The organism is Lapillicoccus sp., assembly GCF_025353065.1.
Lineage (GTDB): Bacteria > Actinomycetota > Actinomycetes > Actinomycetales > Dermatophilaceae > Lapillicoccus.
The window spans coordinates 1-21,335 of sequence record NZ_JANXRJ010000062.1 but is presented as its reverse complement, the minus strand read 5'-3'; the positions used below and the strand labels follow the sequence as shown (position 1 = coordinate 21,335).

18 protein-coding genes and 2 pseudogenes are annotated in these 21,335 nt (G+C 71.9%); 4 read left to right on the top strand and 16 right to left on the bottom strand.

Annotated features, from left to right (window positions below):
• Nucleotides 1-16: 16 nt before the first annotated feature.
• Nucleotides 17-151, top strand: a pseudogene (locus Q0R63_RS05845) (RidA family protein); the annotation flags it as partial.
• A gap of 30 nt (nucleotides 152-181) precedes the next feature.
• On the opposite strand, the gene Q0R63_RS05840 reads toward Q0R63_RS05845, so the two are convergent.
• From Q0R63_RS05840 to rfbC, 13 genes are all read right to left on the bottom strand, one after another.
• Nucleotides 182-1,153, bottom strand: coding sequence for a tetratricopeptide repeat protein (locus Q0R63_RS05840; RefSeq protein WP_295695244.1), 972 nt, complete (start codon nucleotides 1,151-1,153; stop codon nucleotides 182-184).
• Between the two features lie 161 nt (nucleotides 1,154-1,314).
• Nucleotides 1,315-2,313 (bottom strand): hypothetical protein, encoded by a 999-nt coding sequence (locus Q0R63_RS05835; protein ID WP_295695242.1) that lies wholly within the window; start codon nucleotides 2,311-2,313, stop codon nucleotides 1,315-1,317.
• Nucleotides 2,310-3,074 (bottom strand): hypothetical protein, encoded by a 765-nt coding sequence (locus Q0R63_RS05830; RefSeq protein ID WP_295695240.1) that lies wholly within the window; start codon nucleotides 3,072-3,074, stop codon nucleotides 2,310-2,312. Before Q0R63_RS05830 ends, Q0R63_RS05835 begins: the two co-directional genes overlap by 4 nt.
• A gap of 109 nt (nucleotides 3,075-3,183) precedes the next feature.
• Complete coding sequence (locus Q0R63_RS05825; protein ID WP_295695238.1) at nucleotides 3,184-4,956, bottom strand: methylmalonyl-CoA mutase family protein; 1,773 nt, start codon at nucleotides 4,954-4,956, stop codon at nucleotides 3,184-3,186.
• Between the two features lie 22 nt (nucleotides 4,957-4,978).
• Nucleotides 4,979-5,515, bottom strand: a complete 537-nt coding sequence (locus tag Q0R63_RS05820; protein WP_295695235.1) for a MarR family transcriptional regulator — start codon at nucleotides 5,513-5,515, stop codon at nucleotides 4,979-4,981.
• A gap of 287 nt (nucleotides 5,516-5,802) precedes the next feature.
• Complete coding sequence (locus Q0R63_RS05815; protein ID WP_295695233.1) at nucleotides 5,803-6,318, bottom strand: GNAT family N-acetyltransferase; 516 nt, start codon at nucleotides 6,316-6,318, stop codon at nucleotides 5,803-5,805.
• Nucleotides 6,308-6,625: a thiamine-binding protein gene (locus tag Q0R63_RS05810; RefSeq protein ID WP_295695230.1), complete on the bottom strand. Its 318-nt coding sequence runs from the start codon at nucleotides 6,623-6,625 to the stop codon at nucleotides 6,308-6,310. The genes Q0R63_RS05815 and Q0R63_RS05810 overlap by 11 nt, the downstream gene beginning before the upstream one ends.
• A gap of 43 nt (nucleotides 6,626-6,668) precedes the next feature.
• Nucleotides 6,669-7,691 carry a GNAT family N-acetyltransferase gene (locus Q0R63_RS05805; RefSeq protein WP_295695227.1) on the bottom strand — a complete coding sequence of 341 codons (1,023 nt, stop codon included), beginning with the start codon at nucleotides 7,689-7,691 and terminating at the stop codon, nucleotides 6,669-6,671.
• Nucleotides 7,692-7,796: 105 nt separating this feature from the next.
• The gene (locus tag Q0R63_RS05800; RefSeq protein ID WP_295695225.1) at nucleotides 7,797-9,032 is read right to left on the bottom strand and encodes a cysteine desulfurase-like protein; all 1,236 of its coding nucleotides are present in this window, start codon (nucleotides 9,030-9,032) and stop codon (nucleotides 7,797-7,799) included.
• Nucleotides 9,033-9,043: 11 nt separating this feature from the next.
• Nucleotides 9,044-10,840 (bottom strand): malto-oligosyltrehalose trehalohydrolase, encoded by a 1,797-nt coding sequence (gene treZ, locus Q0R63_RS05795; protein WP_295695222.1) that lies wholly within the window; start codon nucleotides 10,838-10,840, stop codon nucleotides 9,044-9,046.
• A complete protein-coding gene (gene treY, locus Q0R63_RS05790) occupies nucleotides 10,833-13,253 on the bottom strand; it encodes a malto-oligosyltrehalose synthase (protein ID WP_295695220.1) in 2,421 nt (806 codons plus the stop codon). Before treY ends, treZ begins: the two co-directional genes overlap by 8 nt.
• Nucleotides 13,250-15,451 (bottom strand): glycogen debranching protein GlgX, encoded by a 2,202-nt coding sequence (gene glgX / locus Q0R63_RS05785; RefSeq protein WP_295695218.1) that lies wholly within the window; start codon nucleotides 15,449-15,451, stop codon nucleotides 13,250-13,252. Before glgX ends, treY begins: the two co-directional genes overlap by 4 nt.
• 159 nt (nucleotides 15,452-15,610) lie before the next feature.
• Nucleotides 15,611-16,180: a dTDP-4-dehydrorhamnose 3,5-epimerase gene (rfbC, locus tag Q0R63_RS05780; protein WP_295695215.1), complete on the bottom strand. Its 570-nt coding sequence runs from the start codon at nucleotides 16,178-16,180 to the stop codon at nucleotides 15,611-15,613.
• A gap of 117 nt (nucleotides 16,181-16,297) precedes the next feature.
• On the opposite strand from rfbC, the gene Q0R63_RS05775 reads away from it, so the two are divergent.
• Nucleotides 16,298-17,611: a hypothetical protein gene (locus tag Q0R63_RS05775; RefSeq protein ID WP_295695213.1), complete on the top strand. Its 1,314-nt coding sequence runs from the start codon at nucleotides 16,298-16,300 to the stop codon at nucleotides 17,609-17,611.
• Between the two features lie 151 nt (nucleotides 17,612-17,762).
• Here the strand turns inward: Q0R63_RS05775 and meaB are convergent, their stop codons facing one another.
• Nucleotides 17,763-18,722: a methylmalonyl Co-A mutase-associated GTPase MeaB gene (gene meaB / locus Q0R63_RS05770; protein ID WP_295695211.1), complete on the bottom strand. Its 960-nt coding sequence runs from the start codon at nucleotides 18,720-18,722 to the stop codon at nucleotides 17,763-17,765.
• Between the two features lie 10 nt (nucleotides 18,723-18,732).
• A pseudogene (locus Q0R63_RS05765) lies at nucleotides 18,733-19,932 on the bottom strand (acetyl-CoA C-acetyltransferase).
• Nucleotides 19,933-20,090: 158 nt separating this feature from the next.
• Between Q0R63_RS05765 and Q0R63_RS05760 the strand changes: the two are divergent.
• A complete protein-coding gene (locus Q0R63_RS05760; protein WP_295695208.1) occupies nucleotides 20,091-20,510 on the top strand; it encodes a DUF6855 family protein in 420 nt (139 codons plus the stop codon).
• 19 nt (nucleotides 20,511-20,529) lie between these two features.
• On the opposite strand, the gene Q0R63_RS05755 is transcribed toward Q0R63_RS05760, so the two are convergent.
• Nucleotides 20,530-20,958, bottom strand: a complete 429-nt coding sequence (locus Q0R63_RS05755; RefSeq protein WP_295695206.1) for a hotdog domain-containing protein — start codon at nucleotides 20,956-20,958, stop codon at nucleotides 20,530-20,532.
• Nucleotides 20,959-21,077: 119 nt separating this feature from the next.
• On the opposite strand from Q0R63_RS05755, the gene Q0R63_RS05750 reads away from it, so the two are divergent.
• Nucleotides 21,078-21,335: VOC family protein (locus Q0R63_RS05750; protein WP_295695204.1), on the top strand; the 258-nt coding region annotated here is incomplete at its 3' end.

Sequence of the window (21,335 nt, the reverse complement as noted above, 5' to 3'; positions counted from 1 at the left end):
GACCGCTGGCATTTCCCTGTTCCAGCTCTACGTCGCCCTGGCGTCGCGGTTGGGCGCCGCCGGGGTGGCGCCGACCACCACGATGCTCGGGGTGACCCGGCTGGCGATCCCCAGCCAGCTGGTCGAGCTGGAGGCAACCGCCGTCGGGTGATCCGGCGACGCCGACCAGGTCAGGCGTTGATCAGAACAGGGCGCTCATCAGCGCTTTACGCGCCTTGGCGACGCGCTCGTCGGCCGGCCCGACGATATCGAAGAGCTCGAGCAGGCGTTCGCGCACGCGGTTGCGCTCGGCGTCGGCGGTGACCCGCACGAGGTCGATGAGCCGGACGAAGGCGTCCTCGACGTGACCTCCGAGCACGTCGAGGTCGGCGACGACGAGCTGGGCGTCGACGTCGGTAGGCCCGGTCGCAGCGGCGGCTCGCGCGGCCGCGAGGTCGACCCCCTCGGTGCGCTGCATGAGCCGCACCTGAGACAGCCCCACCTTCGCCTCCGCGTCGGCCGGGTTCTCCTTGAGCGCCTGCCCGTATGCCGTGACGGCCGCCTCGAGGTCACCGGCGTCGATGGCGTCGTAGGCCGCCTGGTGCAGCGGCGGCAGCGGCGCCTCGGCGGGCTCGACCGGCCCGGCCGCCGACTCTCCGGCCGCCGATTCGCCGGCACCGTCGACCCGACCGGTGACGCCGTGCTGCGCTGCGAGAGCTAGCAGCTGGTCGACGACGGGCTGGATCTGCTGCGGCAGGACGGCGTCCTCGAAGAGCGGCACCGGCTGCCCCTGGACGAGGCCGATGGTCATCGGCACAGCCTGGGCCTGGAACGCCCGCAGGACGCCGGGGTTGCGGTCGACGTCGACCGTGACGAGCCGGAAGGCTCCGCCGTTGGCCCGGGCGATGCCCGCCATCACGTCGACGAAGTCCATCGAGACCTGGTCACGGGGCGACCAGAGCACGATGATCGCCGGCACCTTGAGGCTCGCGCTGACGACCTGCTCGAAACCGGCGTCGGTGGCCTCGACGACGAGGCCGGCCGTGGCGTCAGGACCGGTCGCTGCACCCCGTGCTGCCCCAGCCGGGCCTCCCGCCGGCGGGGCCGGTCGCTTGAGCGCGGACAGGTCGATGGCGCCCCGGAGGGCCGACGTCGAGAACGGCAGTTGACTCATGACGACCATTCTTCCCGATGCAGGGCCCCTCCCCCGCCGCGGGGCGTCAAGCGCCGCGTCGGGGCACCCGTCCGTCCCCGGATTGGGGTACGTCCGGGACGTCGATGACGCGTGTGCACCCCAATCCGGGGCGGGGCGGGGCCGGCCGGGCCGGACCGGGGTCAGATGCCCGACGCGGCGTAGAGGTGCTCGTCCGCGGCGACAGTGACGGCCGGACCGGCGTCCGGGATGGCGAAGACGACGATCTCGAGGGTCGAGAGGTTGGCCTCGGAGGTCACCGACTTCAGGCCGGTCAGCGCCGTGAACTGCTTCGAGGGTTTGAGGGTGCCGGTCGTGCGGTTGAGGAAGGAGTCGCTGCGATTCATCGCGACGAAGACGAGGGCGCCGGCGCCACCGATGACCCGCAGTCCTCCCACGACGTCCTTGGCCGTATGGACCTGGGTGAAGGTGCCGATCCCGTTCATGCCCTTGCTCTGGTTGCCTGCGCTCGCCCGGACACCCTGGGCGAACGAGTCGTTCGGCACGGGGGGGGTCGTGGCCCTGCCTGCCTGCGGCGGGAAGGCGAGGGACGCGGCATACGCCGTGGTGAGGGCCATTGGTGTGACGGACAGGCCGGTGCCGGAGCCCAGCGGCAACGAGCCCTGCGTGAGCGGGTCGAAGATCTTGACCGACGCCCCGGGGAGCATGGGGGCGCTGGAGGCGATCTGGTAGGGCGTGCGCACGTCGGGCGTGGTGAGGAGATAGAGGACGGGGAGCCCGGACTTCGCCCGCGTGGTCTGGACGACCATCGTGCGGGGGTAGGTCAGGCCACGCGAGACGGCGAGGACGATCGGTGGAGCTGACGTGAGCACCCGCTCGTCCTTGGTCTTCGCATCCGTGGTGGCGGCCAGCCTGGCGTCAGCGGTGGCTGCGGCCAGGGCGTCGCCGGTGTAGACGAGGCGTCGCGCGGCGTCACCTGCGCTCGTGGGCGTCGCGTCGGCCTTGACCGCGGCCGCGACCACCCGCGCCGCGATCGCCCGGGCCCGGGAGGCGTCGACGGCTCCGCCGACCGACCCGGTCGGGACCGGGCCGAGCCCGACCAGCGCACCGCAGGCGGAGAGCAGCCCGGTGAGGACCGCAGCCAGGATCAGCGCCGGGACGGTTCGCCAACGTGTGGTCATGGGCGCACCTCGGTGGCGCGGGGGTCAGCCGTCGCGGTCTCGGACTCCGCCGTGGGCTCGGGCTCCGTCGTCCCCGTGGCCGGCTGCTCGCCGTCGTCCTCGTCGAATCCCTGCGGAGGTGGCTCGACGGCCCTGGACGGGCGCTGCTGCGCCCCCGGACCGCGGCGGGCCAGCGGCCCCACGGGGATGCGGTGGCCGAGCTGCTGCACGAGCCAGGCGGCCGCCGCGACGGCCACGATGAGCCCGACGACGAGGGCGAGGACCGCCTCGAGGAACCACGCCCCCCGCTGCAGCTCGACAGTGACGCGGACCGGCGCGTTCGTGGTCGGGACGACGAGGACCGACTCGGGCGCAACGCCCACGGTGAGGTCGAGGGACCCGCTGCCGGTCCCCCGCCACACGTCGAGTGCGCGAGGGTCGGCCAGGTCGCCGGAGCCGGTGGCCCGCAGCACGAGGCTCCGGGCGGGGAACTCGGCGGTCACCGCCTGCTGGACCCGCGCACCCCCGACGACGTCGGTGACGTCGTGCGACGGGGCGGCCCCGATGAAGACGGGACCGTCGCTCGAACTCGCGCGCACGGTGACCGGCACGTCGACCCGGCCGAGCACCTGGGGGCCGATGACGAGCGGACCGGTGGCCGTGGTGCTGAAGCGGGCCGTCCCGCTCGGGCCGAGGACCACCGCGAGCCAGGCACCGCCCACGGCCAGCGCCAGGCCGGCCAGCGCCACGAGGGCAGCAATGATGCGGCGGGCGATCGTCATGGGCTGCGGGTCTCCGGGGTGGGGTGGGGTCGAGGCGCCGGCCGAGGTCGTCACGCCCCTGGAACAGCCCAGCCACGATGACACACCGCGCGAGCGATGCCCAATCGCCTCAGAAGCGCGCGGGCTCCCGGTAGACCCCCCACTCGTCGCGCAGGGCGTTGCAGATCTCCCCGAGGGTGGCCTCCGCCCGGGCCGCCTCCAGCATCGCGGGGATCATGTTGTCAGTGGTGCGCGAGACCTCGAGCATGCGGGCCAGGGCACCGCGGACCGCCGCGTCGTCACGGTCGGCCCGCCGCTCGGCGAGCACCCGCACCTGCTCCCGCTCGACCTCGTGGCTGACCCGCAGGATGTCGAGCTCGTGGCTGACCGACTCGGTCAGCACGTTGACGCCGACGACCCGCTTCTCACCCTTCTCGAGGGCGATCTGGTAGGTGAAGGAGGAGTCGGCGATCTCGGCCATGAACCACCCGTCCTCGATGCCCCGCAGGATGCCGGAGGTCATCGGCCCGATCTCGTGCTCGACGACCCCCGAGGCGCCGGCGTCGCGGCCCACCACTCCCAGGTCCTTGATCCGCTCGAAGATCGCCTCCGCCTCGGCCTCGATCTGGTCGGTCAGGGCCTCGACGTACCACGAGCCGCCGAGGGGGTCCGCGACGTTGGCGACGCCGGTCTCCTCCATGAGGACCTGCTGGGTGCGCAGGGCGATCTCGGCCGACTGCTCGGTCGGCAACGCGAGGGTCTCGTCAAGAGCGTTGGTGTGCAACGAGTTCGTGCCCCCGAGCACCGCGGCGAGCGCCTCCACAGCGGTGCGGACGACGTTGTTGTAGGGCTGCTGGGCGGTGAGCGACACCCCGGCCGTCTGGGTGTGGAACCGCAGCCACTGCGCCTTGTCGGTCGTCGCGCCGTAGACGTCGCGCAGCCAGCGCGCCCAGATGCGGCGAGCCGCCCGGAACTTGGCGATCTCCTCGAAGAAGTCGACGTGCGCGTCGAAGAAGAAGGACAGCCCGGGGGCGAAGACGTCGACGTCCATCCCGCGTGAGAGACCCAGCTCGACGTAGGCGAACCCGTCGGCGAGGGTGTAGGCCAGCTCCTGCGCGGCCGTCGACCCCGCCTCCCGGATGTGGTAACCCGAGACGGAGAGCGGCTTGTAGGCCGGGATGTTCTCGGCGCAGTACTCCATCAGGTCGCCGATGAGCCGCAGGTGCGGCTGCGGCTCGAAGAGCCATTCCTTCTGGGCGATGTACTCCTTGAAGATGTCCGTCTGCAGCGTGCCGTTGAGGCTGCCGAGGTCGGCGCCCTGACGCTCGGCAGCGACGAGATACATGCAGAAGACCGGGACGGCGGGCCCCGAGATGGTCATCGAGGTGGTCACCTCGTCGAGCTTGATGTCGTCGAAGAGGGTCTCCATGTCGGCCGCCGAGTCGATCGCCACGCCGCAGTGGCCGACCTCCCCGAGGCTGAGGCTCTCGTCGGAGTCGTGACCCATGAGGGTCGGCATGTCGAAGGCGACGGAGAGGCCACCACCGCCGCGCGCCAGGATCATCTTGTAGCGCTCGTTGGTCTGCACCGCGTTGCCGAAACCGGCGAACTGCCTGATGGTCCAGGTGCGCCCGCGGTATCCCGTGGGGTAGAGCCCGCGGGTGAAGGGGAACTCCCCCGGCCACCCGATCCGCTCCATCCGCGCCTTCTCCTCCTCGGACGACGGAGCCGGTATGCCGTGCAGCCCTGGCCCGTAGACCGGCTGCACGGTGTCACCCGAGAGGGTGGTGAAGTCCGCCTCACGCACCCCGCCCTTCGAGAGCGCCGCGTCATACCGCGCCTGCCAACGCGCCGCACCGTCGGAGGAATCGGGGGTGGTGGGTGCGGTGGTGTCGAGGCTCATGAGCTCAATTTACTAGGACGTCCTAGTAAACGGAAGAGCCCTCTGACTCCGCGAAGTCCTGGCGCGCGACCCGCACCTTGCGCAGCAGGGCGAAGAGCTGGTCGTGCTCGTCCGCCGTCAGCATGTCCATCCCGAACCCCCCGGCCACGAGGTCGGCCGTGGCGGCCTCCATCACCTCTCGGCCGCTGTCGGTGATCGAGGCCAGCGTGCCCCGACCGTCGTGGGGGTTGGGCTGCCGCGCGACGAGACCCTGCGCCTCGAGCCGCTGGACGATGTTCGTCGCCGAGGTGGGGTGCACCATCAGCCGCTCCCCCACCTTGGACATCGGCAGCTGCCCGGAGCCGGAGAAGGCCAGCAGGACGAGCGCCTCGTAGCGGGCGAAGGTCAGCCCGTGGACCCCGACGATGCCGTCGAACTCGCTGAGCAGCAGCTGCTGCACCCGCATGATCGACGTTGCCGACGCCATGGCGAGGGGCTGCGAGCGCGGCCCCCAGCGCGAGCGCCACAGCTCGGCGGCACGCCGGATCGGATCGAACGCCAGGCGAGGTCGGTCAGCCACCGGAGCAACCTAGCGAACGACCGCTTCCGGGGTGGCTCTCACGTCCGTCCGCGGGACATCGAGCCGAGAGGTCGGCGCGCGCGGCCGTCACCGGTGGAGCCTGGGGGTGAACCCGAGTCTGGCCGATGGAACGTGATGCGCCGAGAGGTCAGGAGCGGTCGGTCTGAAGCCCGCGGACGAACCGCTCCTGACCTCTCGAGGGGACGGCGCGGCATACCGGCGCCAAAGGTCACCTTTGGCGAGGTGGGTCGGTAGGCCGTTCCGGACCTCGGCGGGCTGGGTGGGGGTCAGCTGGGCGGCTGCGGGCCGCGGACCATCCGCACCTCGGGCAGGCCCGACCCCTCGTGCACCTTCGTGGCGCCGTCGGCGACGAACCCGTGCCGCCGGTAGAAGGCCTGCGCCCGCGCGTTGATCCCGAGCACCCACAACGACGCCGCGCGAGACCCGATGGCCGCGCTGAGCAGCCGTTCGGCGAGGCCCGAACCGTGAACCAGCGCAACGGTGTTGATGGAGTAGAGCTCCCACGCGGTCGGCGCGTCCGCGTCGCGGGTCACCCCGGCAGTGGCCATCCCGAGCACCTCGCCGTCCTCGTCGACCGCGACGAGGACCCGGGCGTCGGGATCGTCGACCTCGACGCGCATCCGAATCTTCTCAGCGCTCACGGTCGGGTTGAGAGCGGCCAGAAAGGCGGCCGGCATGTCCGCGGCATACGTCTCGCGCCAGACCTGGACGTGGACCACCCCGGCGGCCGGCGCGTCCTCGACGCGCATCGGGCGCACGGCATACCGGTCGTCAGGCGCCACTGGCCCGGGCGGCGAGAGCGGCCTCCAGCCGCTCCACCTTGCCGTCGAGCTCACCGGTCCACCCGGGCCGGATGTCGGCCTTGAGGACGAGGCTGACCCGCGGGCTCACGGCGGCGACGGCGTCGACCGCCGCCTTGATGACGGCGAGACACTCGTCCCACTCGCCCTCGATGGTCGTGAACATCGAGTCGGTCCGGTTGGGGAGGCCGCTGGCACGGACGACCTCGACCGCAACGGCGACGGCCTCGTGGACGGAACCGGTGTCGTCGGCGGCAGCAGCGGGCGAGACGGAGAAGGCGAAGAGCATGCCCCCACCGTATGCCGCCCGCGCGTCGCACGTCGGACGCCTGTCACCCCAGCTTGCGCTGGTAGCCGGGGCACAGCTCGACCACCTCGAAGCCGAGCGCGAGGTTGATGTCGACCATGAAGGCGTTGGTCTCGTCGTTCGTCGTCGACACGAGCTCCCGCTCCGGGTATGCCTGCTGGAGCCGGCGGAGGTTCTCCACCTTGATCGCGGTGCCGAGCCGGTGCCCGCGGTGCCCCTGGGCGACCATCGTCCCCCACTGCCACACCCGGGTCGGGACCCCGGCCGGGACGATGAGCTCCGTGTAGGCGACGACCTCGCCGGAGACCTCGTGGACCGCGACCGTCGTCAGTCGGTGGCGCTCCTGCTTCGCCTCGAGCGCGAGCATCTCCGCGTATCGCGCCGGGTCGAGCGTCTCCGGCTCGAACACCAGCACCCCCGTCGGGGCGTCGACACCGAGGAGGTTCATCACCCCGCAGAGCGACGGCCGCAGGGCCTCCGGGACGCCGCCGACGTGGGTCTCGAGACGGTAGGCGCCCTCGTATGCCGGTCGCGCCTTCTCCAGCAGCCCGTCGAGGAGGTCTGCGGCAACAGGCAGTCGGAGATGGCGGCAGATCTCCGTGTTGCCGTGCCGGGCGGCGAAGCGGCGGTAGGGGTGGTCGTCGCCGCCGTCCACCGGCACCATGAAGTCGGTGACCAGGGTCGTGCGGTCCTCGGCGGCGGCGCGCTCGACGAGCCGGGCGACGAGGGCGGCGCCAGCACCCCGCCGCGTGTGGGCCGGGTCGACCGCGACCTCGCACCACATCTGGGTCGTGTTGTCGTCACGCGGCAGCCAGAGCGTCGCGATGCCGGTCACCAGCCCGACCGCCTCGTCGCCCTCGTCGCCCTCGTCGATGGCCTCCCACATCTCCATCCGCTCGGCCGCGTCGACGTGCCGGAACTCCAGCAGCGACTCCTCCAAGGACGGCGGCTCGTTCCATGGCCGGTCGAGGCTCTTGGCGGCCACCAGGACGGCATAGGCGCGCCGGCACGCAGCGTCGTCGTGGACGTCCAAGAGGCGGGTGCGCATGGGCCGACGGTAGGCGGCCGGGCTGCCCGAGGGCGAGCAGTTTTCCCGGTCGAGGTGATCCGGGATGCTGGGACGCCGTCCATCACCTCACCCCACGGGACCTCGCTATCCCGCGAGCGCGGCGGTGAGGCCGTCGACCAGGCGGTCCACGTCGTCCTCGGAGGTGTAGGGCGCCAACCCGATCCGCAGTGCACCGGCGTCCCCGAGCCCGAGGTGCCTCGACGCCTCGAGGGCGTAGAACGACCCGGCCGGGGCGTTGACACCGCGGGCGCCGAGGAAGCGCTGGAGGTCCTTGCAGTCGTGCGCGGCGAACGACACCAGCAGCGTCGGCGTGCGTCGCTGGGCCCGCGACCAGACCGTCGCACCGAGGTCGACGAGCCGGGCCTCGAGGGCTACCCGGCTCTCCTCCTCGTGGGCCTGCATCACCGCCAGCGAGGTCAGCAGCCGCTCACGGCGGGAGCCTTCGCTCGGCACCGCCCCGGCGAGGAAGTCGATCGCTGCAGTCGTCCCGGCCATCAGCTCGTAGGGCAGCGTGCCGAGCTCGAACCGTTCGGGGACGGCGTCGCTCGAGGGCAGCAGCTTGTCGGGGTGGAGGGTCTCGAGCAGCTCGGGGCGACCGACGACCGCGCCACAGTGCGGGCCGAGGAACTTGTAGGGCGAGCACGCGTAGAAGTCGGCGCCGAAGGCCACCATGTCGACCGGGGCGTGGGCGGTGAGGTGCACGCCGTCGACGAAGAACCAGGCCCCGACGGCGTGGACGATGTCCGCGATGGCCGGGAGGTCGGGCATCGTCCCGATGAGGTTGGAGGCCCCCGTCACGGCGACGAGCCGAGTGCGATCGCTGACGAGCGCACCCACCACCCCAGGGTCGAGCTCGCCACTCGCCGGGTCGAAGTCAGCCCACCGGACGGTGGCACCGACCGCCTCGGCGGCCAGGACCCACGGACGGATGTTGGCGTCGTGGTCGAGGCGGCTGACGACGACCTCGTCGCCGGGTCCCCAGGCCTTGGCCATCGCCCGCGACAGCTCGAAGGTCACGGCCGTCATGCTGCGACCGAAGACGACCCCGCGCGGGTCACCGCCGACGAGGTCGGCGAGGGCGGACCGAGCGCCCTGCACCGCGGCCTCGGCGTTGCGTTCGGCAGTGGTCACGCTGCCGCGGTTGGCCAGCGGCGAGGTCATCGTGCGGGCGATGGCGTCGGCGACGACGGACGGGGTCTGCGACCCCCCGGGACCGTCGAAGTGCGCGGCGGCGCCGTGCAGCGAGGGGAAGTGGGCCCGGAAGGCCGCGACGTCGAAGGTCGTGCTTCCGGGTGTGGTCGTGCGGGCAGCGGTGGTCACATCGCCCATTGTCACGGCACCCGGAGGACGGCGACGCCGTGGCCCCCGAGCTCGACCCCGCCGGGGGTCTGCCGGGTGGTCGACGGGTCCCAGGCGAGCACGATCTCGGCGGTCCCGTCTGAGCCCTCGTCGACGCCGGGGACCGGGACCTCGAGCGGGTGCTCGCTGCCGTTGCACACCAGCCGGATCCGGCCGCGCGAGACCGTGATCCACTCGCCGTCGGGGTCGCTGACGACCTCCACCCGGTCCAGCCGGTCGTCGGTCAGCTCGGGATCCCTGCGGCGCTCGACGATGAGCGCGGCATACCACTCGAGCATCCGGGCGTGGTCCGCGTCGCCCAGCTCCGCCCAGGCGAGGACGCTGCGGTCTCGCGTCGCCGCGTCCTGCGGGTCCGGCACGTCGACACCGTCCCAGCCGTGGCCGGAGAACTCCTTCCGCCGACCCTCCCGGACGGCTTCGGCGAGCTCCGGCTCCTCGAAGTCGGTGAAGAACTGCCACGGGGTCGAGGCGGCCCACTCCTCCCCCATGAAGATCATGGGGGTGAACGCGGACAGGAGGTAGAGCGCCGACCCGATGGCCTGCTGACCCGCGGTGATGCTCTCCGAGATCCGGTCTCCGAGAGCGCGGTTGCCGACCTGGTCGTGGGTCTGGAGGTAGCCGACGAACTGTCGGCCCGGATGGACCTCGGGGTCGACCGGGGCACCCCAGTCGGTGCCCCGAAAGCTCGACCACCGTCCGTCGTGGAGGAACACCTCCGACATCGTCTTGGCGATGACTCCCCGCTTCGCGAAGTCGGCGTAGTAGCTCTCCGACTCACCGGTCAGCGCTGCGTGCAGGGCGTGGTGGACGTCGTCGGCCCACTGGGCGCTCATCCCCATGCCGCCCTCCTCGGTGGGCGTGACCATGGTCGGGTCGTTGAGGTCGCTCTCGGCGATGAGGGTGAGCGGCCGGCCGAGCCGCTTGGCGAGAGCGTCGGTCTCGTCGGCGAGCTGGGCCAGCAGGTGACGTCGGGAGTCGTCACGCAGCTCGTGCACGGCGTCGAGGCGCAGGGCGTCGACGTGGAAGTCGCGGAACCACCGCAGGGCGTTGTCGACGATGAAGCGCCGCACGACGTCGGACCCGGTGTCGTCGAGGTTGACGGCCGCTCCCCACGGAGTGTGGTGGGCCTCGGTGAAGTAGGGCCCGAACTCCGAGAGGTAGTTGCCGCTCGGTCCGAGGTGGTTGTAGACGACGTCGAGGCAGACGCCCAGGCCCCGGTTGTGGCAGGCGTCGACGAAGCGCTGGAGGCTGGCCGGACCGCCGTAGGGGTCGTGCACGGCATACAGGTCGACGCCGTCGTATCCCCAGCCCCACCGGCCGGGGAAGGCGGCGACCGGCATCACCTCGACGACGTCGACCCCGAGGGCGATGAGGTGGTCGAGGCGCGTGATGGCCGCGTCGAAGGTGCCCTCGGGCGTGAAGGTGCCGATGTGCAGCTCGTAGAACACCCCACCCAGGGCGCCCCGCCCACGGCGCGGCCCCCGCCACTGCACGTCACCCCAGACCCGCAGCGCCGTGTCGAAGGTGCGGCTGGACCCGTGCACACCGCGGGGTTGCCAGGGGCTGCGCGGGTCGGGCCGCGGGGCGCTCCCGTCGACCCGGAACGCGTAGTCGAGCGGGTATGCCGGGTCCTGGCCGGCGCGCCACACCCACCACCCGCCGGGGGCAGGGTCCATCGGGCTCGTCGTGACGACGCCGCCCACCGGGGAGACGTCGATGTCGACGCGCTTGGCCCGGGGTGCCCAGACGCGAATCTCCTTGTCAGGCATGGTTCCTCACCAACAGAGCGACGGGAAGGTCACGGAGCAGCTCCGCGAGCGGGAGGGTGTCCTCGACGGTCAGCTCGCGGCCGGTCAGGAGGTCCCGCCAGGTCCCCGGGGGCACCGCGACGGTCGCACCGTCCCAGTCGCCGAGCGAACCGGCGAGCCGGGTGGCGATGGCGACGACCTGGGGACCGTCGGCCGCTCCGCGGGTCACCGCGACCGCGTGCTCCGTGGTCGTGGGGGCGACGGCCCAGGTCGCCTCCCCCCCGACGAACCACTCCGGGTGGTCGCGTCGGAGCCGGAGGGCGCGCGAGGTCACGAGGAGCTTCTCGTCGGACAGGTCGGCCGGCGGCTCGCCGGCATCGAGACGCGACAGGCGGGTTCGCCGATCGGCGACGTCGACGTCGCGGCGGTTGTCGGGGTCGACGAGGCTGAGGTCGACCAGCTCGGTGCCCTGGTAGACGTCGGGCACCCCGGGCAGGACGAGCTGCAGGAGCTTCTGGCCCAGGGTCGTGGCGCGGACGAGCGGCGCGGTCTGCGCGACCCACGACTCGACGTGGGCCACGAGCTCCGGGTCGTCGAGGACGCCGTCGACGAAGGCGGACACCGCAGACTCGTACGCCTCGTCGACGTCGGTCCACCGAGTGCGGACCTTGGCCTCGCGAATCGCCTTCTGGGCGTTGGCCTGCAGCCGCTCCCGGTCGATCGGCCAGACGCCGACGAGGGTCTGCCAGAGGAGGTACTCGGTCGCACCGTCCAGCTCTGCGGATCGGACGGGCCGGGCCAGCTCCTGCGCCCGACGGACCCAGGCCTGCCACTCGTGAGCGCGTTCGGACAGGGCGGCGAGCCGGGCCCGCACGTCCTCGGAACGCTTCGTGTCGTGGGTCGACAGCGTCGTCATCGTCGTCGGGTGGCTCAGAGCGGTCCGCTCGACGAAACGGAACAGCTCGTCGGGGGCGACGGCGAAGTGGTCGGGGTCTCCGCCGACCTCGTTGAGGGCGACGAGTAGCTGCCACCGGTAGAAGGTGGTGTCCTCGATCCCCTTGGCCATCACCGGTCCACACGTCTGCTGGAAGCGGACGACGAGGTCGGCGAGCTCCGGCGGACCGACCTCACCACGACGGCCGAGGACCGCGTCGACGACGGCCTCGAGGGTGGCGTGGTCGTCTTCGGGCAGATCGGCGCGGGCCCGGTCCGCGGCGTCGGCGATGACCCGGACGGCTTCGTCGTCGGCCGGGATCCCAGGGACGATGTAGGCCCGGTAGCGGTCCATCCAGACCAGCATGGCCGAGACGGTGCGGGTGAGGGCGTCGACCGGCTCGTCGGGCAACACGTCGTGGAGGCGGCGCACGAGGCGACGCACCTCGGCGACGAGCATGTCGTCCACGATCTCGCGTTTGGCCCGGATCGTTGTCTCCCCCAACGTGGTTCGCACACCGGAGACCAGGGCGAGGAAGTCGGTGAGCGGCTCGCGTCCGGCCGGGTCGACGAAGATCCCGCCGAGCCGCCACAGCAGGTCGTAGCCGGTCGTGCCGGCGCAGGCCCACTCGCTCGGGAGCGCCTCGTCCCCCTCGAGGATCTTCTCCGCGACGACCCATGCACCGTCGGTGAGGTCGGCCAGCCGGTCGAGGTACCCCTTCGGGTCGGCGAGACCGTCGGGGTGGTCGATGCGCAGGCCGTCGATCGACCCGTCGGCAAGCAGCTGCCGAAGCAGCTCGTGCGACTCGGCGAACACGCGCTCGTCCTCGACGCGGATGGCGATCAGCGAGGTGACGTCGAAGAACCGCCGGTAGTTGAGGTCGGTCAGCCCCTCCCGCCAGTGCGCGACGCGCCAGTGCTGCGCCCCGACGAGGTCGGCCAGCGGCATACCTTCTGTGCCGGGGGCGACGGGCAGCTCGTGCTCGTAGTAGCGCACCACCGTCTCTTCGCCCTGCGGTCCTCCGTCGGCCGCGACGACGAGTTCACCTGCCGCGAGGGCCTCCTCGAGGCTCCCCCCGAGGAAGGGCATCAGGAGCCGGCCGTCCTCGACGGCCCAGTCGACGTCGAACCAGTGGGCCCGCTCCGAGGCCTCACCGCCGCGCAGCACCTCCCACAGCGGGGCGTTGCCCCACTCCGGGACCGGCACCGCCATGTGGTTCGGCACGACGTCGACGATGACGCGCAGACCAGCTGCGTGGACCGCGGCGACCATCGCGTCGAAGGCCTCACGGCCACCGGCCTCCTGGTTCAGCCGGGTGTGGTCCAGCACGTCGTAGCCGTGCTCGGACCCGGCGACGGGCGCCAGGATCGGTGAGAGGTAGGCGTGGGTCACGCCCAGGTCGGCGAGGTAGGGGGCCAGCTCGGCCACGGCGTCGAACCCGAATCCCGGTCGCACCTGCAGCCGGTAGGTGGAGACGGGCGTGGGTCGGCCGGCGCTCACGCGCCGGCCTCCTGCGGAGCGCGCAGGACCATCGTGCTGCGCGCCTGGATGGTGACCTGGGTGCCGGGCTCGATGACCGTCACCGCGGACGCGGACGACGACGCCATCGCGACGGTCGTCGGGTCCGGCGCGCCCCCTGCGGCATGGGGAGCGGGCTCGGCGGCGGCGGTGTCCACCTCGATGAACCACTCGCTGCCGTATGCCGCCTCGGGCAGGGTGAAGGCGATGGAGTCGCTGTGGGCGTTGAAGATGACCAGGAAGGAGTCCCCTCGGATCTTCTCCCCGCGACGGTCCGACTCCGGGATCGCCATGCCGTTGAGGAAGACCATGAGGGAGCGGGCGTAGCCGTTGCGCCAGCCCTCCTCGTCCATGTGCTCGCCGCTCGGCATGAACCAGGCGACGTCGCCGAGCTCGCTCTCGCCGCCGTGGTCGGCACTGCCCGCGAAGAACCGCCGTCGACGGAAGACCGGGTGGTCGGCGCGCAGCCTGACGATCCGCTGGGCGAAGCCGAGCAGCTGCTTCTGGTCCTCGTCGAGGTCCCAGTCGATCCACGAGAGCTCGTTGTCCTGGCAGTAGGCGTTGTTGTTGCCGTCCTGGGTGCGACCGATCTCGTCGCCGTGCGCGATCATCGGCACACCCTGCGAGAGGAGCAGCGTCGTCAGGAGGTTGCGCTGCTGGCGCAGCCGCAGGGCGCGGATCGCCGGGTCGTCGGTCGGCCCCTCGGCCCCGCAGTTCCACGACCGGTTGTGGCTCTCACCGTCGTTGCTGTCCTCGCCGTTGGCCTCGTTGTGCTTCTCGTTGTAGGACACCAGGTCCCGCAGGGTGTAGCCGTCGTGGGCGATGATGAAGTTGACCGACGCGATGGGCTTGCGGCCGGAGTGCTCGTAGAGGTCGGAGGACCCGGTGAAGCGGGAGGCGAACTCCCCCAGGGTCGCCGGCTCGCCGCGCCAGAAGTCGCGCACGGTGTCGCGGTACTTGCCGTTCCACTCCGTCCACAGCGGCGGGAAGTTGCCGACCTGGTAGCCGCCGTCGCCGACGTCCCAGGGCTCGGCGATGAGCTTGACCTGGCTGACGACCGGGTCCTGCTGGACGAGGTCGAAGAACGCCGACAGCTTGTCGACCTCGTGGAACTGGCGGGCGAGGGTGGCCGCGAGGTCGAAACGGAAGCCGTCGACGTGCATCTCGGTCACCCAGTAGCGCAGCGAGTCCATGATGAGCTGGAGCACGTGGGGATGACGCATCAACAGCGAGTTCCCCGTGCCGGTCGTGTCGTAGTAGTGGGCGGGGTCCTCCTCGACGAGCCGGTAGTAGGCGTTGTTGTCGATCCCCCGGAAGCACAGCGTCGGGCCGAGGTGGTTGCCCTCCGCCGTGTGGTTGTAGACGACGTCGAGGATCACCTCGATGTCGGCCTCGTGGAGGGCCTTGACCATGCCCTTGAACTCGGTGACCTGCTGGCCGCGCGTGCCGTAGGCGGTATACCCGTTGTGGGGGGCGAGGAAGCCGATGGTGTTGTAGCCCCAGTAGTTGCGCAGACCCTTCTCGAGGAGGGTGAAGTCCTGGACGAACTGGTGCACCGGCATCAGCTCGATCGCGGTGACCCCGAGGTTGGTGAGGTGGGCGATCGTCGCGGGGTGGGCGATCCCGGCATACGTCCCGCGGATCTCCTCGGGCACCTCGGTGAGCTGCTCCGTCAGGCCCTTGACGTGGGCTTCGTAGATCACGCTCTCGTGGTACTCGTGCCCCGGCTGCCGGTCCTGGCCCCAGTCGAAGAACGGGTTGGTGACCACCGACATCAGCGTGTGTCCGAGGCTGTCCGTCGTCGTCGCCTTGGCGTCCAGGCCCGCGTTCTTCGCGCCGAACGCGTAGGAGAACAACGACGGGTCGCCGTCCATCTCGCCGTCGATCGCCTTGGCGTAGGGGTCGAGGAGGAGCTTGGCGGGGTTGCACCGGTGACCCTGGGCCGGGTCGTAGGGGCCGTGCACGCGGAAGCCGTAGCGCTGGCCCGGCTGGAGCCCGGGGATGAACCCGTGCCAGACGAAGCCGTCGACCTCGGGGAGGACGATCCGGGTCTCGGCACCGGCGTCGTCGATGAGGCACAGCTCGACCTGGTCGGCGACCTCGGAGAACAGAGCGAAGTTCACGCCCGTGCCGTCGTAGGTGGCTCCGAGGGGGTAGGGCTTGCCCGGCCAGGTCTGCAATGTGTCCCTTTCGAGTGGTGCGCGAGGTGGTCGCCGCGCGAGGGACCGGGGCGTCTCTGGCGCGGCCGAGGACATCCTAGGGTCCGGAAGGACGGCCGACGATGTCTCCTACCCGCTACGGGGCCCTTCGACTCAACGGACGGGAGTTCGCGGGACGAGTCAACGGCCGAGCACGTCGGCGAGCAGCGGGGCGTCGCGGTCCTTGACCGACAGCATGGTCCGGTCGTCGACGTCGACCGGGATCGGCCAGGTCAGGCCGAGTGCGGGGTCGAGCGGCGTGACGGCCTGCCCGGGCATGCCCGGTGCCCACTCGGTGCTGAAGCCGTAGAGGTACTGCGTGCCCTCCTCGAGCGCCTGGAAACCGTTGCCGACACCGTTCGGGACGAGCACCTGGGTGCCGGGCACGAGGTCGACCGTCACGACGGCACCGACGGTCGGGGAGTCGGCCCGCAGGTCGACGTAGACCCCGTATGCCGCGCCGGCGGCCACGGTGACGACCTTGCTCATCGACTCCGCGTGGAGCCCGCGGACGCCGCCGCGGGCGGTCTCCGTGAGGTTGAGCTGCAGGAACGCGCCGAGGTCGGGGAGCCCGGCCTCGAGCCAGGACGAGCGGCGGTAGTACTCGCGTACGGTGCCTCGCTCGTCGGTCACCTGCTTGAGGGTGACGATCTTGAGGTCGGCGATCGCGGCGCCGGCGACGGACAGGGGCACGATGACGGGGTAGTCCACGGGCCGACAGCCTAACGGCGGGGCGGGGAGCGCTCCCCATGGGCGACGTCCGCGCTGCCGCCTACGCTGGATCTCGTCGCGGATCCGGAGCCGTGACGGCCCGGAAGGTGGCGACGGATGGCGGTCTTCGCCAAGGGGGCGGACCCCGAGCAGCTCGAGCGGCTGGCCGCCGAGCTGCAGCACGACGCCAACAGCGTCCGGTCGTCCTGCATGGTCGCCGGGACCGCCGTACGCTCCCTCGGCGACAGCTGGGCAGGGGGTGACGTCGGTGCGCTCGTGGCGTCGTGGCCCCGCAGCGAGGTCGCGCTGGCGAATGCCGCGCGGACGCTCGCGACCATGTCGGAGACGGTGCGGCGACAGGCGGCCCAGCAGCGAGGGGCGAGCGCCGGTCGGCTCCCGGGTGCTGGAGCAGGCCTGGGGTTCGCGTCCGGCTCCGGCTCCGGCGCCCTTCCTGCGCCGTCGGCCGCGGAGGGCTCCGGCTCGGGTGCGCCGCCCCAGGGACCGCCCTCGCCCCAGAAGGACGAAGGTGCCGTCGGCGGGCTCGCCGGGCCGGCGCCCGTCCACGACGAGCAGGACACCGGACCGGGTGCCGAGGCCGCCGAGGGAAACGGCGCGACGTGGGCGCAGTCGATGACCGGCCAGGCGCCGCACGCCAAGGACGCCGACCTCGCCCTCCTCGCGGGTGACTCCTACCCCGGCGTGCGGGCCCGGATCGCCGGTGGCCCGGCGGTGGTGGGGCAGTACGACTCCTACTCGCAGATCTATCCCGACCAGCTCAAGACGATGGGTCTCGACCCGGCGCTGTTCCAGACCTCGGTGGGGATGAGCGCAAGCCTCTACCGCGATGAGAGCGGCCGCTACGTCCTCGCCTTCGCCGGGACCGACTCGGGCGGCGACGCCTTCGAGGACGTCACGGAGGGGTTGGGCCTCGCCCCCGGCCTGCCCGGCGCCCAGTACATGCAGGCCTGCGTGCTCGCCCAGCGCGTCCAGGCCGCCCTCGGACCGGACGCCGGCAACCTCGTGTTCACCGGCCACTCGCTGGGCGGCGGGCTGGCCGCCGTCGCCTCCATCGCCACCGGGGCGCCGGCCGTGACCTTCAATGCTGCGGGCCCGGGTCACAGCTCCATCACCTTCGCCCACGACGTCAGCACCGATCCGGCGACCCGATCGAGGCCCACGCTCATGACGGTCCTCGGGCTGGCGGTGCAGGGCCAGGTCCGGGCATACCACGTCGCCGGGGACGCACTGACCTCGAGCCAAGAGGCCACCCCGCTGCCCGACGCGCTCGGCTTCCCCATCCGGCTCGACCCTCTCCTCAGCATCTCGGGTGGGCTCGAGACGACGGTCGCCAACGGGATCTCCCAGCACGGCATGGACTCGGTCATCGCCGCGATCACCCGGGGGTATGCCGTGGGCACGCCGGGCAGGTAAGCGCCCTCGCCAGCCACGACGTCCGCACGAAGCGGACACCGGTGTCGCGTCGGCGCGGACGTCACGTCGTCAGCAAACGCAACGTCCGCACGGAGGGCACACCGGTGTCGCGTCGGCGCGGACGTCACCGGCAGTGACGGTGCCCCGGGCCTCAGGTGAGGGCAGCGACGAGCTGGTCGGCCGCGGCATACGGGTCGGTCGTCCCGTCGACGACCTCGGCGGCGAGACGGTCGACGCTCTCGTCGTGGCGCAGGTCGCCCATCCGCGACCGGAGCCGCGCGAGGGCGATGGCCTCGATCTCGTCCGCGGCGCGGGCGACCCGGCGGCGACGCAGCCCGCCGCCCTCGGTGAGCCACGCGAGGTGGGCGTCGATGGCCTCCATCAGCTCGTCGATCCCCTCCCCCCTGGCCGCGACGGTCTTGACGACCGGCGGCTGCCAGAGCCCCGGGTCCTTGCGGTTGCCGAGCGAGATCATGTGGCGGAGGTCGCGGACGGTCGTCGCGGCGCCGTCGCGGTCGGCCTTGTTGACGACGAAGACGTCCCCGATCTCGAGGATGCCGGCCTTAGCCGCCTGGATGCCGTCACCCATCCCCGGGGCGAGCAGCACGAGGGTCGTGTCGGCGAGCCCGGCGACCTGCACCTCGGACTGGCCGACCCCGACGGTCTCGACGACGATGACGTCGCAGCCCGCGGCGTCGAGTACCCGCAGGGCCTGCGGCGTCGACCACGACAGCCCGCCGAGGTGGCCGCGCGAGGCCATCGAGCGGATGTAGACCTCCGGGTCGAGGGCGTGGTCCTGCATCCGGATCCGGTCACCCAGCAACGCTCCTCCCGAGAACGGCGACGAGGGGTCGACGGCGAGGATGCCGATCCGCCGGCCCCGGCCCCGCAGGGCGCCGACCAGGGCGTTGGTCGAGGTCGACTTGCCGACGCCGGGAGACCCGGTGATGCCGATGACGTGCGCGTGCCCGGTATGCGGCGCGAGGGCGGCCATCACCTCGCGCAACGCCGGGTGGGCGTCCTCGACCAAGGAGATGAGGCGGGCGACGGCGCGCGGCGAACCCGCCCGCGCCGCGGTGACGAGGGAGGGGACGTCGACGGCTCGGGCCACCGGAGGGGGTTCAGCTCGCGGCGGGTACGCGCAGGATGAGCGCGTCACCCTGACCGCCGCCACCGCACAGGGCAGCCGCGCCGACGCCGCCGCCGCGCCGACCGAGCTCGAGGGCGAGGTGGAGCACCAGGCGGGCCCCCGACATCCCGATCGGGTGGCCGACCGCGAGGGCGCCCCCGTTGACGTTGACCTTGTCGGCGTCGACGCCGAGCAGCTTGGTCGAGGCGAGCCCGACCGCGGCGAAGGCCTCGTTGATCTCGATGAGGTCGAGGTCGGCCGCGGTGATGCCCTCCTTGGCGCAGGCGGCGTTGATCGCGTTGGCCGGCTGGGCCTGCAGGCTCGAGTCGGGGCCGGCGACGACGCCGTGGGCGCCGATCTCGGCGATCCAGGCCAGCCCCAGCTCCTCTGCCTTGGCCTTGCTCATGACGACGACGGCGGCCGCCCCGTCGGAGATCTGCGAGGCCGACCCGGCGGTGATGGTACCCGTCGTGGAGAAGGCGGGCCGCAGCTTGGCCAGCGTCTCCACGCTCGTGTCGGCCCGCACGCCCTCGTCGGCCTTGAACTCCACCGGGTCGCCCTTGCGCTGCGGGACCGAGATGCTGACGACCTCGTCGTCGAAGAGCCCGTCCTTCCAGCCCCGGGCCGCGAGCTCGTGCGACCGGGCCGCGAAGGCGTCCTGCTCCTCGCGGGTGAAGGCGAGGTCACCGGCGTTGGCCTGCTCGGTCAGGGCGCCCATCGGCTGGTCGGTGAAGGCGTCCCAGAGACCGTCGGCGGCCATGTGGTCCTACATCGCGACGTCGCCGTACTTGAAGCCCTCGCGCGACTTCTCGAGCAGGTGGGGCGCGTTGGTCATCGACTCCTGGCCGCCGGCGACGACGATCTCGAACTCCCCCGCCCGGATCAGCTGGTCGGCGAGCGCGATCGCGTCCAGGCCCGAGAGGCAGACCTTGTTGATCGTCAGCGACGGCACGTCGAGGGGGATGCCGGCCTTGACGGCGGCCTGACGGGCGGGCATCTGCCCCGCGCCGGCCTGGAGCACCTGGCCCATGATGACGTAGTCGACCTGGTCGGGGGCCACGCCGGCCTTCTCGAGCGCGCCCTTGATGGCGAACCCCCCGAGGTCGGCCCCCGAGAAGTCCTTGAGCGAGCCGAGCAGGCGGCCCATCCCGGTGCGGGCTCCCGCGACGATGACGGTCGGGTTGGTGGTCATTTTTCCATCCTCCACAGGGGGCCTCAACGGCGTTGGTGAACTCCCCGCACCCTATCGGCGGTGCGCCCTGCGCTCACCGAGAGCCGGGGGTGGCGCTGGCCACACGGCACTCCCCGGGGGCTTGTGTCGGCAGCCCCGGCAGGTCTAAGCCTGTTCCCGTGACGACTGACGCGGCCGCCGGGAGCGGCACCAAGGACGACCCGTGGCGGCTGACGACGGCGCCCGGCACCTCGGCATACACGATGTGGCGGGACGAGACCACCGACCCGCCGACGCTCGTCTGCCAGGTGGGCTCGACGACCTTGAAGTACCAGGCGCGGGCGATCGACGACGCCGTCGCGTGGCTGCGGCAGCAGGGCGACTGGGTGCCCCTCGGAGCCGCCGACGAGCTGAAGCCGGCGGCCGACGGGAGCCTCGAGGCGTTCGGGCGCGCGGGGGACAACCCCGTCGGCGGGTGGTACGGGCTGCGGAAGGGCTACCGCGGGCGGTTCGGGATGTATCTGCCGCCGCTGCTCGAGGCGCTCGGCCTCGTCGAGCTCACCCACGACAAGCGGGGCAACCAGGTCCGCGCCCTCTGATTCCGAGCCCCTTGATGCCTCAGGTGGGGCGCACCGTGACGACGGACTTCGTCAGCTGACCGAGCGCCACGATGTGCCCGTCGCAGGTCGCCTCCACCTCGAGGAAGGCCAGTCGCCTGCTGCGGCGCAGCAGTCGGGCGGTCGCTTCGACCCGCTCCCCCACCGGCGCGACGACGATGAGCTGGACGGCAGAGGCGTGCGTGACCGCGTGCTCGTCGGGCGCCAGCTCGGGCAGGACGGCGAGGTATGCCGCCAGCTCCATCGCCGCCGAGAGCGCCGCCGCGTGAGCGCCGCCGACGCCGTTGCCGGCCAGCGCCGACACCACGAAGTGGACCCCGTGCTCCGGCGCCGACTCGTCGAGGAGCGACAGGCCGAGGGCTGCAGCCAGGGGAACCGCGAGGGCGGGAGCGGCCCGCTCGGCCGCGGTCGGGACGAGGGGATGGGACATGCGATAGATCCTCGTCCCCCGAGATGAACGCCGGGCGACGTCGGGCGGTCAGGCCCTGTCGCGATGCCCACACGGCATACCCCGCGGTATGCCGTGGTGCTCGCCCTAGGCTCGGTCCCATGAGCGACTTCCCGCACCTGTTCACCGCCATCGACCACGTCGGCGTCGCCGTGGCCGACCTCGACGTCGCCATCGCGTTCTACCGCGACACCTACGGCATGGTCCTCGCTCACGAGGAGGTCAACGAGGAGCAGGGTGTGCGCGAGGCGATGATGAGCGTCGGCGAATCCGGTTCGTGCGTACAGCTGCTCGCGCCGCTGACCCCCGAGTCGACGATCGCGAAGTTCCTCGACACCAAGGGACCGGGGATCCAGCAG

What these genes read in the sequence shown, in the direction of transcription:
- Q0R63_RS05840 (WP_295695244.1), bottom strand. Translation starts at nt 1,153, where the DNA reads ATGAGTCAACTGCCGTTCTCGACGTCGGCCCTCCGGGGCGCCATCGAC.
- Q0R63_RS05835 (WP_295695242.1), bottom strand. Translation starts at nt 2,313, where the DNA reads ATGACCACACGTTGGCGAACCGTCCCGGCGCTGATCCTGGCTGCGGTC.
- Q0R63_RS05830 (WP_295695240.1), bottom strand. Translation starts at nt 3,074, where the DNA reads ATGACGATCGCCCGCCGCATCATTGCTGCCCTCGTGGCGCTGGCCGGC.
- Q0R63_RS05825 (WP_295695238.1), bottom strand. Translation starts at nt 4,956, where the DNA reads ATGAGCCTCGACACCACCGCACCCACCACCCCCGATTCCTCCGACGGT.
- Q0R63_RS05810 (WP_295695230.1), bottom strand. Translation starts at nt 6,625, where the DNA reads ATGCTCTTCGCCTTCTCCGTCTCGCCCGCTGCTGCCGCCGACGACACC.
- Q0R63_RS05805 (WP_295695227.1), bottom strand. Translation starts at nt 7,691, where the DNA reads ATGCGCACCCGCCTCTTGGACGTCCACGACGACGCTGCGTGCCGGCGC.
- treZ (WP_295695222.1), bottom strand. Translation starts at nt 10,840, where the DNA reads ATGCCTGACAAGGAGATTCGCGTCTGGGCACCCCGGGCCAAGCGCGTC.
- Q0R63_RS05775 (WP_295695213.1), top strand. Translation starts at nt 16,298, where the DNA reads ATGGCGGTCTTCGCCAAGGGGGCGGACCCCGAGCAGCTCGAGCGGCTG.
- Q0R63_RS05755 (WP_295695206.1), bottom strand. Translation starts at nt 20,958, where the DNA reads ATGTCCCATCCCCTCGTCCCGACCGCGGCCGAGCGGGCCGCTCCCGCC.